At 49.3% G+C, this 13,960-nt stretch carries 11 protein-coding genes; 4 read left to right on the forward strand and 7 right to left on the reverse strand.

Annotation, left to right across the window (positions count from 1 at the left end; translation table 11 throughout):
- Positions 1–41: 41 nt before the first annotated feature.
- The 7 genes from SELR_RS16780 to SELR_RS16810 all read right to left on the reverse strand — a co-directional run bounded on the left by SELR_RS16780 (position 42) and on the right by SELR_RS16810 (position 10,003).
- Positions 42–1,790 (reverse strand): DUF2779 domain-containing protein, encoded by a 1,749-nt coding sequence (locus tag SELR_RS16780; protein WP_014431254.1) that lies wholly within the window; start codon positions 1,788–1,790, stop codon positions 42–44.
- Positions 1,791–1,867: 77 nt separating this feature from the next.
- The gene (locus SELR_RS16785; protein ID WP_014431255.1) at positions 1,868–2,665 is read right to left on the reverse strand and encodes a hypothetical protein; all 798 of its coding nucleotides are present in this window, start codon (positions 2,663–2,665) and stop codon (positions 1,868–1,870) included.
- Between the two features lie 21 nt (positions 2,666–2,686).
- The gene (locus SELR_RS16790; protein WP_014431256.1) at positions 2,687–3,373 is read right to left on the reverse strand and encodes a metallophosphoesterase; all 687 of its coding nucleotides are present in this window, start codon (positions 3,371–3,373) and stop codon (positions 2,687–2,689) included.
- Positions 3,321–5,423 (reverse strand): AAA family ATPase, encoded by a 2,103-nt coding sequence (locus SELR_RS18070; protein ID WP_014431257.1) that lies wholly within the window; start codon positions 5,421–5,423, stop codon positions 3,321–3,323. Before SELR_RS18070 ends, SELR_RS16790 begins: the two co-directional genes overlap by 53 nt.
- A 166-nt stretch (positions 5,424–5,589) precedes the next feature.
- The gene (locus tag SELR_RS16800; RefSeq protein ID WP_014431258.1) at positions 5,590–7,320 is read right to left on the reverse strand and encodes an NERD domain-containing protein; all 1,731 of its coding nucleotides are present in this window, start codon (positions 7,318–7,320) and stop codon (positions 5,590–5,592) included.
- Positions 7,321–7,482: 162 nt separating this feature from the next.
- Positions 7,483–8,598: a 4-hydroxybutyrate dehydrogenase gene (locus SELR_RS16805; protein WP_014431259.1), complete on the reverse strand. Its 1,116-nt coding sequence runs from the start codon at positions 8,596–8,598 to the stop codon at positions 7,483–7,485.
- 16 nt (positions 8,599–8,614) lie between these two features.
- Positions 8,615–10,003, reverse strand: a complete 1,389-nt coding sequence (locus SELR_RS16810; protein ID WP_014431260.1) for an aspartate aminotransferase family protein — start codon at positions 10,001–10,003, stop codon at positions 8,615–8,617.
- A 214-nt stretch (positions 10,004–10,217) separates the two neighbouring features.
- On the opposite strand from SELR_RS16810, the gene SELR_RS16815 reads away from it, so the two are divergent.
- The 4 genes from SELR_RS16815 (at position 10,218) to SELR_RS16830 (ending at position 13,953) form a co-directional block, all read left to right on the forward strand.
- A complete protein-coding gene (locus SELR_RS16815) occupies positions 10,218–11,390 on the forward strand; it encodes a PucR family transcriptional regulator (protein WP_014431261.1) in 1,173 nt (390 codons plus the stop codon).
- 191 nt (positions 11,391–11,581) lie between these two features.
- A complete protein-coding gene (locus SELR_RS16820) occupies positions 11,582–12,319 on the forward strand; it encodes an amino acid ABC transporter ATP-binding protein (RefSeq protein WP_014431262.1) in 738 nt (245 codons plus the stop codon).
- The gene (locus SELR_RS16825) at positions 12,316–13,029 is read left to right on the forward strand and encodes an amino acid ABC transporter permease (protein WP_014431263.1); all 714 of its coding nucleotides are present in this window, start codon (positions 12,316–12,318) and stop codon (positions 13,027–13,029) included. Before SELR_RS16820 ends, SELR_RS16825 begins: the two co-directional genes overlap by 4 nt.
- Positions 13,030–13,071: 42 nt before the next feature.
- Positions 13,072–13,953: a substrate-binding periplasmic protein gene (locus SELR_RS16830; RefSeq protein ID WP_014431264.1), complete on the forward strand. Its 882-nt coding sequence runs from the start codon at positions 13,072–13,074 to the stop codon at positions 13,951–13,953.
- The last annotated feature ends 7 nt before the right edge of the window (positions 13,954–13,960 follow it).

The following is a 13,960-nucleotide window of genomic DNA, read 5'->3' on the forward strand; positions in this document are numbered from 1 at the left end:
AACGGAGACGGCTTATGCTATTTTATTTTAGAAAATCTGATTTAATAATTAATGGGCAGTTTTACAACTGCGAAGTTTGAGTTATTTAATAAAAATTCATCAAATCGATTATTATATGTTTTATTATTATTAAGCGTTTTTTGTGCTAAATCTTCATCAATTCCCTTCTCAATGTATTTCATCTTAACATAACGCATATATATATCTATTGATTTTATGCGTTTAACATTTTTCAACCAATCTTCATATTCTGCCAATAAATCTTCTGTAACCTTCACACTACTAGGATTGACTTTTTCCTTCAATACTTCAAGTATTTTTATCATCCCCAACGTATCAAGTTTGCAATATTTCAACAACTGCTGCCGCTTTTCTTCGATATTTTCACAATCATCTTCAGCCATTTCCAGATAGATTGCCGACGCCTCATTGCCTTTATGCACGCCCTGCAGATTTTCATAATTTAAATCCGAATCATTCGGGCAAAGGGCTGGCAACACTTCTTTTATGCTGTAACTTCCTTTGAATTCCTTGCGATAGTACCATCTAGCCTTGAAAGGCTGCATCATATCCACAAAGTTCCCTGTCATTTCCAGCAGTCGTTCACGCATTTCCGGATAAGCTTCTGCCAATTCACGGATGCGAGTTGATTCAAAACTGGCATTGTAAGCTACAATACAGGCCCTTGGGGGAATTTCCTGACAGATTCTTTGGGCAATTTCTTTACGGGAGTCATTATGGGGATTCCCCAGATATTCGATATGTTTCAGTTCCGCATCTTCTGAGTCTAGAATATGCAGGGAATATTGAAATACCTGCATTTGATAAGGCTTTGTTCCTTTGTACCGAGGAATTGCTGGATTTATGGTTTCAAAGTCAAGGAAATATAGGGGGTAATGAAATTGACTCAAAAAATCTTTCATAGCAGGCTGGTCAATATATTCCCCCTTATTATTAAGCTCATAATCTACTTGTTGTTTGTATGTCGCATTCGTTAGCTCAGGCAGAACTTCTGCAAAGGAGCAATAGCCCCCTTTGTAATACTTAACCTTTGTTTTCGTTTTCATACCGTGAATATCGAAAACATTTGGTTTTTCCAGCCCTTTGGAACAATAGGTAAAATAGGGGCAGTCATACGTATGCAGTGTATTCTTTACAGCGAAACATTGTAAGCCAATATCCGTGGATGGCTCATTTTCCCCTGCCTCCTCCATATAGCAGGCCAGCTCTGCAATGTTTTCCTTGATGGTATCCTGCATTCCCAACACATGTTCCGTCAGGTCAACGATTTTGAATAGCTGCTGTATATCCAGCTCATCACCTCGGACATAGGTATTGTCAATATGCACCAGACACGCCTTTTGCACCTCAAAGCCAGCCTTTGTCAGCACATAACACTGGAAGGAAATGTCCTGGAGATAGATTGGCTTTACTTCCTTGCTGGCCTTGACCTCGTATAGTTCCACTTTTCCTTGCTCCAGAATCCGCAGTATATCTACACTGCAAAAGAGCTTGTCCACAAAGAAGGATGCCTCTGCTATGACGGATGCCCCCTTCTTCAGCTCAATCTGGGTATCCTGCGCCATTTTTTTACGGTCATCATTATATGCAATTTCACTAAAGTCACCGAATAGGCCCCTAGCCAACTTACCTACTGCAGTGCCTTCGTTAAATAGGGCCTGATTGTTGTAGGACTCATCATAGGCTTTTTCATTGTATTTTCTGAGCCAGACACGCTTGGGACATTGTAAGCCTTCGCAATATCTGCTTTTTGACAGGTCAATTGCCACAGTATCACCTCCAGAATTTTCCGACATCGCTGTTTAATTCTTCTTTATGCAAGTAAAATCCTGCATAGTCGCAGCTTTCAAACGGCCATTTTTTTTGTAATGACAGTCAGCATTGAATTCGTGTTGGCTACCGTTCCTAATTCGAATACGGTCAGGAAAAATTGGTCATCTTTTGTAATCTCGCACAAGCGCTGATGCATTTCTGTCAGCTTATCCCTATGTCCCTGACTGCCATCTACCGTAGTCAGATAACAGTAGCCTGTATAGGCATCCTTCAGCTTTCGCAGGTTCACATCATTGGCCAGAAAATTATCCACGATTGTTTTTTCTTCATTTTCACTGGAGTATGTATCAAACACATCTATAATCTGATTGGCTTGCCGGGGAAATACCTTACGAATTACAGCGAAGTCGCTCGGTTGTGCTTCTGGGGCCTTGGTATGCAGGTGAAATGCCCGCAAACTCCAGCACAGATAGATTGCCAAATGCCAGTAAACATAATTGTTATGGATGAAATATATCCCATTTGCCTTTTTGCATAAATGACGGAGCAAATCATCATTTTTATGCGCATCCTTCTCAAGCTGACATACTACAATGATGAAATCGGCTCGATTTTCACAATAGTAATTAGCCAACTTTTTCATACATGCTAAATCCGTACGGCAATTACCATTCACGATAAAAACGGTTGCTGCGGCCTCTTCACATAAACGGCTGACCTCTAAACGCTCCTGCAGAGAAAGTTCCCCCGTAGCCATTTTAGGATATAACGGCTTGCAGAGCAGCTCCTGCTGCTCTGCTGCCGGAAGTTGCGGAAATATCTGGTCTTCTTCACCAATACTTATCAAGGCCGGTTTTTTGGTGTACATCATGAAAATTGTAACCCTCCAGAATCAACTATCTGTTTTTGGTATGTAGAATTTTTTCTTTCTGATTTCGTAGGCCACCAGTTGCCTACGTGGATGTGCTGATTTTTTGACAATATCGCTATCCTTCAAAAAGTCGGTATCAAATACAGTGGCGTTGGGTTCATTGTATCGATTACGAAGATTCTGATGGACAAAAATTAATTTTCCACTCTCATCCTGCATTTCATACTTACGATTGCGATGAATACGTCGCATGAATTCATACCAATCTTCATAGAACTTGCCAACATCTGCCTGTTCATCCATTGCACATTCAACTTCAAACCCGCCCAGTTCTTCACGCCATACGCTTTTTATTTCCGCAAAATTTTCCTCTGTTTCATCCGCTACCACTTCTGCCGTATACATAAAACTTTCATTAACGCCCTCGATGAAAACAAGGTTATCGTCTTTCTGATGTTCTAACAGCCAGCTCATCATCTCGCCATTGCCGTCACCTGTACCTATATAATTCCCCAGGAAAACGACTAAGTCCTGCTGGGGCTGAACTGCCAACTGTTGCCAGACGTCCTGAAATTTTTCGTAATCGCCATTAATCTCCCCTATGACATAGATGTTCTCGTATTTGCTTTTCACGGTAGTCTCCCCCTTCATCTTTTTATTCTTCAATGAAACCAATTGCCCGGTCACAGTTGCTGCCGTATTCCACAAAAGTTTCCTCGACCTCCTCGAAGTCAGCTGCAGTGAGTGTCATCAGCATTTCCTTATTGACTATACCGTTAACGGATTCAGCATAGATACGGTCTGCCTGATTAAGAATGGCCTTATGCAGCAGATTCCGGGCATAGCGTCCGTTGCCAAAGTCCGTCATGCGCACAGCCCGCCGGAAAATCTGATGGCATGCCTCCCTTGCCTCTTCGCTCAGCTCATAGCAACGTTCCTCTGCCATCTTCAACAGGATTTCATCCAACTGATTTGGCGTATAGTCGTTAAAGGTCAACTGGAAACCGATACGGCTGCGCAAGCCTTCGTTTTTCCGCAGGAAATTCATGGTCTTGTCTGGGTAGCCGGCGAAAATAACGATGGTGTCATCCCGGTGATTTTCCATCTGCTGCACAATGGTGTTGATGGCTTCATCGCCGAAGCTGCCATCTTTAGCATCTACCAAGGAATATACTTCATCAATGAAGAGAATACCTCCCTTGGCTTCACGGAATTTTTTCTCCACAGTTTTTGCAGTCCAGCCAACGAACTGCCCTACAAGGTCTTGACGGCCGCATTCCACAAAAATATCACCCTGCAATATCTGTTCATCGCTGAGAATCCGTGCCAATAACCGTGCCACAGTGGTTTTGGCCGAGCCTGGATTGCCAAAGAATACCATATGAGGGGCATTGCCACCTGCTGGCAGTCCGGCCTTTTTCCGCTGCTTCTGCAATTTTGAGAAGGCCAAAATGCTATTTACCAGTGATTTTACATTATCCAGCCCCACCAACTGGTTCAGTTCTTCGTAAGCTGAACTGCGACTTTTTACGCTGCTGTTGATTTTGATAACCTCAGCACTTTTATAAGCCCGGTAAATCTTCTCGGATAATGTTTTCTTACAATACTCATTGTAGGCAGTCTGTACTTCTGACATACGGTACATTTCTTTTTTCAAAGTCTTGCGGAAGGCTTTGGCATTCCAGCCGGGGAATTTCCGCTCTTTTTGCAGTTCCTTAGCGAAGGTCATGGCAGATTCGACATTCCCCACCCCTTCCCGTATGGAAATAAAGGACACATCTGGTACCAGCTGTTCCATAACCTTATGGGAAAGAGTTGCCTGCTGGCCGATGTCTACCAGCATGAACAGTACATTTTGCTGGTGCTGACGAATAAGCTGCTCAAAGAAGTCCACCAAAATGTGATTGGCATTCGCATATTGGCCGCTGTCTTCCGTCTGACCATTAAGGAAGAATAAGATTACGCCACCATAGGAGTCCTTGCAAATCTTATGGATATTTTTATCATCGTTGCAGCGTTTTCCAATATGGTCAATAATGTTCTTGCGGAGGCTGACGATACGGCCATTCTTGTAAAGGCCCTGCATTAGTAGATTTATCATGCGATGAGCTGATGTCAGGCTTTCTGCATGAATTTGATAATGGACAGGATGTCCCCAAAAGCCCTGCGCATTCTGCTTATCATAAATCCTAGCCATCTCTTCCCGCAAAGATTCGTCGGCAATCATACATTTCAGCTTTACCTGACAGCTCCGATAGGACAGCATTTCTGCCGGACAGAGAGCTTCACTGTAGCAATAATAACTGCGATTGTTATTACGGCTATGCTCATCGATGTTCAGAACTTGCAGGACATTCCGATGATAGCGGGAATTGATGAAGTCTTCAAAGGAACCACGCTCTGTACAATTGACAAATGCATCCTGTGAGATTTCCTCAAGGTTCTGGAGTTCCATTGTCTCTATACCTAAATTTATGTTCAGTTTTGAGACCTTCGTTTCAATAAACGAAAGTAATTCCGCCGATTCCTTTATACCGTTTTTGTTAGCTACGATGGCTATGGACATGGATTCTGTATTCGCTTCATAGACAAATACATTGTAGGCTTCCCCACGCACCTGCAAGCCTGCTACCGAACTGATTTTGCTGACATTTTCAGCCCATTCACTCGCCGTTTCCCTGTCTGTGCCATCATCCTTGCGCTGCAGTACGGAATTATCCCGCAGTGTGTACCGGAGAATCGCCTTGTAGTAAATCATGCTGACGCATCTCCTCTCCTGTGCATTTATTTTCTGATTAACTATATTGTAGCAGTTAAAATGCAGTGCGCCGCTATGAATTTGGCTGTTCCGTCAAATCTGACAGAACAGCCATTCCCCCATAATAATAGGGAATGCCACAATTCTGTCATTCCCTGCTTCATATTCATTTTTCAAGATACATCCCCAACCAATCGGCTATATCTTTCCGGCGCTCCATTTTTGGCCCCAGAGCGGCAAGAAATTCAGGATAGTCCCTGCGCCGTACATCATCCAATATCAACACTTTCAACTTGGCAGAAGCCCTGGAACAGCCTACATAGAGCAAGCGCCGGCTGGTTTCGTCAAGCAGTTCGGAGGTTTTGATGTCTATTATCAGCACTGCCTTTGCTTCCAAACCTTTAAAGCGCCGCACAGTCGTGAACCAAAGTTTGCCCGGTTCCTGCTTATGGGCAAGGGGAATTTTGGTTATTTCCCCTGCGTTGCCCAATATACTGTTCTTCAATGTATGTGTTGTCAGGATGACCATATCGGACAGGGAAATACCTGCTCCAATATTTTGATTGACAAAGGATTCCGCAGCACTTATTATATCCTTTTCCTGGGTGCAGAACTGTACCATAGGTGTTTCGCCATGATTTTCGTTGACATAACCCTTGAACTTGATTTTGCCGATACAACTAAGGGATTTGCTGATTTCAGCAGTGTTCCGGCAGTTCTGATACAAAACAAGGCGGCAGTCCATCGACCTGTCAATCCAGGCGCTGGCATTCTCCTTCAACGTGCCATCCGGCAGCTTACGCGTGATAATCGACTGCTCACGGTCATAAAACACATAGAAAATTCCGCCACGATCTTGAACCAGTTGATAAATATGTGCCAGCACATCACTGGGGAAGTCCTGTGCCTCATCAACGATGACATTCTTGTATTTCCATGCAGTATCATCAAATTTCTCGGCAAAGAATACCTCGAAACGGCTGATGACTTCCTTGAGCGGAATCGTTGTATCTGGCATCAGCTCCTCTGCCAATGTACGCTCATTATGAATCGTAATATGGTGGTTAAGTTCCATATTACGCAGCCGTTCCCACAGAAACTCGTTAAAGCAAAGCAATAATACATCTTCACCATTATTGGCAAGCATCTTCGCCTTTTCCACAGCTAATATGGTCTTGCCCGTGCCAGCAGGCCCGTGAATGGCAGCCATATCCTGCTCTTGCAGAAAATGAAGCAAGGCATACTGCTGATTCGTCAGACGGACAGTCTCTTTTTCCTGTCCCTCCAATGAGGTTCTGACTGTCTGCGCTATACGAATGGTTGGCTGCAATATATCTACGCAGTGTTTGATGTCCTCAGCAGACAGCCTTACCCTGCGAATCTTGAACTGCTCATACCAAAAAGCAAATACCTTATGGATTGCCTCTTCCGGCCAGCTTAGATCATCCGTATCAAGGATAATTTCCCGCGGAGCTTCCAATGGATAATCATGAATCTGGGATTTGTCAAAATTCGTAAACCAGACTGCATGGAACGTCCAAGGCACAAATCTCATATGCTTGTTCAATTCATCGATGATCCTATGCTTACTGCTTACAGCCTGCAAAAATGGGGAGATTATCTTTTTCTGATGCGTATCACGAGGCGTGCTGTACCAGCATCCATTTTCATAGCTGATATCCCCGTCTTTCACCTCGATGACCAGAATGCCATAATCAGGATGGAACACCACAAAGTCAGCCTCTCCCTCCATATCGGAGCGGCTCCCGTCTCCCACCCAGCGAAAGGAATGAAAAACAACATAGCGGGAATCCAGTGACTGAAATGCCTTGTAAACCTGTTCCTCCCCCTCACTCCCATTAAAGAAGCCAGGTTTATCTGGATAAAATTTTGCCATGCCCATTCTCCTGTAATATCTGCCACACCAGTTCTACACCATTAAACTATGACTATACAGGAAAAATTCGTGGTTCATTGTCTAATTCCTGCCATAACCTTCCCCATGTTCACAAGATACCTCGTCTGTTTTTCTGTGATCAGACACTCGTCCATGACGATATCAATAAAGCGATCCGTAAATCTTTTCCACATCATGGCGGGTCAACGTCACGAAATTATTGGCCATCAGCCGTCGCTGCTTGTTCATGACCACATCGGCAAATGCATCCAGTTCGTCCTTAGTCACACCGTAATCCGCCAGGGATTTCCAGCTCAGGATCCCCGTCAGCAGATCCTCCAGCCGCAGCCAGACATCCATTTCCTGACAGCCCAGAAGTCCGGCCAGATATTGGCATAAGTCCCGCAGGCTGCCCCCATAATGCTTTTCCTGATATAGCTTATATACAGGCAGCAGCATTACTGCATTGGCTTCCCCATGAGGCACATGCTTGGCGGCCCCCAGCGGATAGCTCAGGGCATGGACGGCAGCGCAGCCGGCATTACCAAAGGCAATCCCCGCATAGGAACTGGCCAGCAGGAAATCCTGCAGATGTTTGTCCCGGGCCTTCCTGCCCTGCACCACGATATCCTGAAAACCCTTGATGATAAGTTCCATGGCCTGCAGGGAAAACATTTTGGTAAAGGCCGTGGCCCGGGGCGAGGTAAAGGACTCCATGGCATGGATCAACGCATCGATGGCACTGGCCCCAAAGGCCCTGTCCGGCAAATCCTTTAATAGTTCCGGAATCAGCACCGCATGATCGGCATAGAGGGCGTCATGGGCCAGCCCCAATTTCGTGGACAAGCTGGTCAAAGACAAAATGGAAATATTGGTCATCTCGCTGCCAGTACCACAGGTGGTGGGCAGCAGAATCAGCTCGCATTTCTTGACCGGGGGGATTTCCTGCTGGAACAGTTTGGCCACAGGCAGGATGGTCTGCAGGGCGAACAACTTCGCCACATCGAGGATGGTACCGCCGCCAATAGCGATGACCCGCTTGTAATCCCGGCCGGCCAAAGCATGGGCTATCCCCTCCACCATCGTATCTGTAGGCTCCCCGCTGCCGAAATCACGGTAATCGATGATGATGGCCCCCTGAGCAAGGCCCTGCAGATAATTCTGCTGGGTCCGGCGGCTGGCAAAGAGCAGATCCCCGGGGCCTACCTGGAACTCCTGACAGAATTCCGCCAAAGAATCTGCCAGTTCTATCTTAGGCTGTATCTTGAATGACTGCATCACAAACGCTCCTGTCTCAACCGGTGATCTTTTCCTGGCCTGCATTCTCATAGCCGATGCACTTCTGCAGGGCCCGTTCGAAGATATTCAGGCCGGCTTCCAGCTGTTCATCGGTCATGACCAGCGGCGCCAGGAAGCGGATGACATTGCCATGGATACCAGCCCCTTCCACCAGCAGGCCCTGGCAGGCCGCCTCATGGATGATGGCCGAAGTCAGTTCCGGTGCCGGTTCCTTCGTCCAGCTGTCCTTGACAAATTCGATGCCCACCATGCCGCCAAGGCCGCGGACATCCCCTACCACATCGTATTTTTCCTGCCACTGGCGATAGCGGTCCATAACCTTGCGGCCCATACTCAGAGACTTGCCCGCCAAATCGTCCCGCTCCATAATCTCGATGGTCTTGAGGGCTGCCGCACAGGCCAGAGCATTGCCCCCGAAGGTGCCGCCGATCACGCCGCCGGGCACCGACTCCATGATTTCCTCCCGGGCGATGATGGCACTCAGCGGAACGCCGGCAGCAATTGACTTAGCCGTAGCGATGATATCTGGCATAACACCGGCCTCCTTCCAGTAATCCGCAGCAAACATACGTCCCGTGCGACAGAAGCCGGACTGCACCTCATCGGCAATCAACATGATGCCATGCTTGTCACAGATGCGGCGCACCGCCTTGACCCATTCGATGGGAGCGGGGATGAAACCGCCTTCGCCCTGCAGAGGTTCCACCACCATAGCTGCCACCTGTTCTGCCGGAGAGGCATTTTCAAATACTTCCTGCAGTTTTCCTACGTAGTAATCGATGGCCGCTTCCTTGGGCATCCCTATGGGACGGCGGTAGAGATAGGGGAATTCTGCCCGGCATACCCCGTCAGGGAAGGGCCCCATGCCTTTGGCATAGGCCTTCTTGGCCGTCATGGACATGGTTAAGAGCGTCCGGCCATGGAAGGCGCCGGTAAATACGATAATATTGGGACGGCCCGTAAAGGCCTTGGCAATCTTCACGGCGTTTTCATCGGCCTCGGCCCCGCTGTTGGCAAAATAGGTGCGTTTCTTCTCCCCTTTGACCGGAGCAATCGCGTTGAGTTTCTCCGCCAGCTTCACATAGCCCTCATGGGTGACCACATTAAACATGCCATGGAAGTATTTGTCCGCCTGTTCCTTGACCGCCGCGATGACCTCAGGATGGGCATGGCCGATATTCAGCACCCCCACGCCCCCGATCCAGTCCAGGAAACGGTTGCCGTCCAGATCTTCGATGACAGCTCCGGCGGCCCGCTTCATGGCCACAGGATAAATGCAGCGGATGGCCGAGGGCACAGCCTCCTCCCGGCGCTTGATCATGGCCGCCGACTTGGGGCCGGGCAGTGTATCGGTAACGATGGCGGGTAATGCATCTCTTAACATAGTCAATTCCTCCCTGCAAAACTTGCATACATAGGAAAACGACACAGCCCGGGCTCTTTTCATCAGCGCCGTTGCTGTGCCGTTTCTTTTGTTCGATGGGTATAGTCTACTACCGTCAAAGAAGGCAGGCAAGGTACTCTGTGCCCTATTTTTTCCGTTTCGTTTGTGCTTTATGCATAAATATAGTATACTGCCCTCATAGGGAGGGATTTTCATGTCGATTTCATTACAGGAGATCTATCAGAGCACCCGGGAAAAATACGCCTTAGAACTTTTGACCGGGGAAAACGGACTCACAAAGGAATTCACCTGGATACAGCTCTGCGAGGATATTGGCAACTGCATTTTTTTCCGGGGCCATGAGCTGGTCATCTCCACAGGGCTGGCCTCCATGCAGGAAAACTGGCTCCATGACTTTATCACGGAACTCATCCGGCACAGAGTCTGCGGCCTGATCCTCAACACGGGCAAATACATCCGGCCCAGCGATATTTCCCCGGATATCATCGCCCTCTGCCGGGAAAAACATTTCCCCTTGTTCCTTATGCCCTGGCGAATTCATATTGCCGATATCATGCAGGATTACTGCAGCCGCCTGCTCCATGCCCAGGAACAGGAAAGCCGTCTGGAGGAGATGTTGCTGGGACTGCTGGCCGGTGGCAGCCAGGAGGAGCGCTGCCAGCAGGAACTGGCGGCCCGGGGAAATCTCGACCAGCCCTTCCAACTCGTCGTGCTGCCCCTGGCCACCAGCAATCTGGACATCAGCCAGGAGCAATTGATCCGCCTGGCCTGCAAGCGGAAGCTCAATCACTATACGAGTTTCTACAGCATCCTCTGTCATGCCCGGCAAATTTTGCTTATCTTCGGCCAGCCGCCGGCCAATATCGAAGACTGCCTGCGGGAACTGCTGCCCCAGCTGCCTGCGGACTGCCTGACCGGCCATATGGGCCTCAGCCCGCTGCATGACAGTCTCACCGCCCTGCCTACAGCCCTTCAGGAAGCCCGTGCGGCGGCCGCCGTGGCCGGTATGCAGCAAACGGAGCTGTTATCCTTTCAGGAACTGGGCCCCTATCGCCTCTTATTTATGAGCGGCCAGGATGAACTCCTGCGGCAGATGCATCAGGAAAAGCTGCAGCCCCTGATGGACTATGACCAAGTGCATCAGTCACAACTGCTCGCCACCCTGCGCACTTATCTGTTCCACAACAACAGCCTGCAGGATACGGCCCGGCTGACCTTCACCCATCGCAATACCATCAGCTACCGGCTGCGAAAGATACGGGAGCTCATCGACTGCGACCTGGATGACAGCGAAGTCCGCTTTGCCTATATGCTGGCCTTTTACATCGACGATTACTTACATTTAATGGACGGGAATTTTGCCTGACCATTGTGCTCCTTGCACAACATTCAGGCGTTTTCTTGTGCTCCCCCTCCTTGACACCTTTGTCTTTTTCCGCTAGAATGACGTTAACAACATATTCCTGAATTTGCAAAAATTCATCACAAGACAGCAATGGCGCTCACATCTCCTCTGAGGTGCGAGCGCCTTTTCACGTTCAGAAAGAGGTGTTTTCTATGTACAACGTCCTGGAACTCAAGAAAAATTACGGTTCCACCGCTATCCTGAAAGACATCAGCCTGCGCATAGACGATGGGGAGGCCGTCACCATTATCGGCCCCTCCGGTTCGGGCAAGAGCACGTTCCTGCGCTGCCTGAACCTGCTGGAGGAGCCCAGCGGCGGCAAGATCTACTTTGACAATGTACTGATCGACAAGGAACTGGACAGCAAATGGCTGCATCAGCAGGTGGGCATGGTCTTCCAAAAATTCAACCTCTTTCCCATGTTCACCGTGCTGAAAAACGTCATGTATGCGCCCATACATGTAAAGAAGATGCCCCGCAAGGAGGCTGAGGAACTGGCCCGGGATCTTCTAGACCGGGTGGGACTGAGCCATCGCCTGGACAGCTATCCCAGCCAGCTCTCCGGCGGCCAGCAGCAGCGGGCAGCCATCGCCCGGGCCATGGCCATGCAGCCCAAGATGCTGCTCTTCGACGAGCCCACCTCAGCCCTGGATCCGGAACTTGTAGGCGAGGTGCTGAAAGTCATGCTAGATCTGCGCAAGGACGGCATGACCATGGCCATTGTCACCCACGAAATGAATTTTGCCAAGAATGTTTCCGACCGCATAGTCTTTATGGACAAGGGCTATATCGTGGAGGAAGGGCAACCCCAGCAGATTTTTGAACGGCCCCAGCAGGAACGCACCCAGAACTTCCTGCGCAGCCTGTCCCTTGGAGGTGCTTTTGCATGAATGCCAACATAACCCAATTACACTTCGATACCGCAGGTCAGATCCTGCTGCCTAGCCTGCTCCATGGTGCAGGCCTGGTCATTGAAACCACCCTGCTGGGCTTTTTGCTGGCCCTGGTGGTGGGCACCTTTATCGCCGTAGGCCGACTCTTTGCCTGGAGGCCCTTCCGCGCCATGCTTTATACATTATTGGAACTTGTCCGAGGCACTCCGCTGCTGGTGCAGCTGGTCTATATCTATTATGTGGTTCCCCTGCTCATCAACCTGATTGCCGGCATGTGCGGCTATCATACCGATGTGCAGATTTCCCCGCTGACCGCCGGCATCGCCGGTCTGGCCCTGAACTACGGCTGCTACATGTCCGAAGTCATCCGCGGCAGCATCCTCGCCGTGGACAAGGGACAGACCGAAGCCGCCCTGTGCCTGGGCTTTGGCGAGATGGAAGCCCTGTTCCGCCTGATCCTGCCCCAGGCCGTGCGCAGCATTATCCCGGCTTTGGGCAATTATCTGGTCATGATGATCAAGGACACCTCCCTGCTGGCCTATGTAGCTGTCAATGAGCTCTTGCTGCGCACCCAGACCTTTGCCTCCCAGACCTTCCTGACCATCGAGGCCTATACCTATCTGGCTTTGGCCTATCTGATTTTGAGCCTGCCCTTATCCCGCTGCGTAAAATTCCTGGAATACAAGCTCTCGGAAAGCCGCGGTTAAGATAGTTAAGATAAAAAAACGACAAAAAGAAAGGTGATTCCCATGAACCTCAAAAAAATGATCCCGGCCCTCTGCACCGCCCTGACCTGCCTCCTGCTGCTGACTGGCTGCGGCGGCGAGGAAAGCACCTCCGACAATGCCAAACCTGCCGCTGCCGGCAACACCCTGCAAGCTGCCAAGGACAAGGGCGTGCTGGTGGTAGCCTCCTCCAACGACGCCCCCTTTGCCTACTTAGACGCCAAGAACAACAACGCCTTTTCCGGCATTGATGCAGAAATCATTGCAGAAATCGCCAAAAGGCTGGGCATAGCCAAGGTGGAGATGAAACAAGTTCCCTTTGAAAACCTGCTGATCGAACTCAACAACGGCACGGTGGATATGGTGACCGATGCCATGTACATCAAGCCGGAACGTCTGGCCAAGGCCTACTTCACCAACCAGTGGTATCGTGAAGGCGAAGCCGTCGTCGTCAAGAAAGACTCCCCCATCAAAACCAAAGAAGATCTGAAAGACAAGGTCATTGGCGGCCAGAAGGGCATGACCTTCCTGGAAACGGCCCAGAAATGGCAGCAGGAGGGCAAGGTCAAGGAAGTCAAAGTCTTCAGCAGCCAGGCTGAACTCATGATGGCCGTCAACACCGGCAAGATTGACGCCTGCATCACTGACGGCATCGTGGCCGGCTACACCCTGAAACAAAATGCTGACCTGGCCCTGCGCATCATGGAACCCTACGAACCGGAAAGCAGCGGCGTCATCGGTGCCGCTATCCGCTTCACCGACAAGGACCTGCTGGATGCCGTGAACGCCGAACTGGAAAAGATGCGTGCCGACGGTACCCTCAAAGCCATCTACGACAAATACAACCTCCCCGAAAATTACCGCGTGCTGGATGCCGCCGCCGCAGCCACCACCAATGGCAAATAAGGCATAT

Source organism: Selenomonas ruminantium subsp. lactilytica TAM6421 (assembly GCF_000284095.1).
Lineage (GTDB): Bacteria > Bacillota > Negativicutes > Selenomonadales > Selenomonadaceae > Selenomonas_A > Selenomonas_A lactilytica.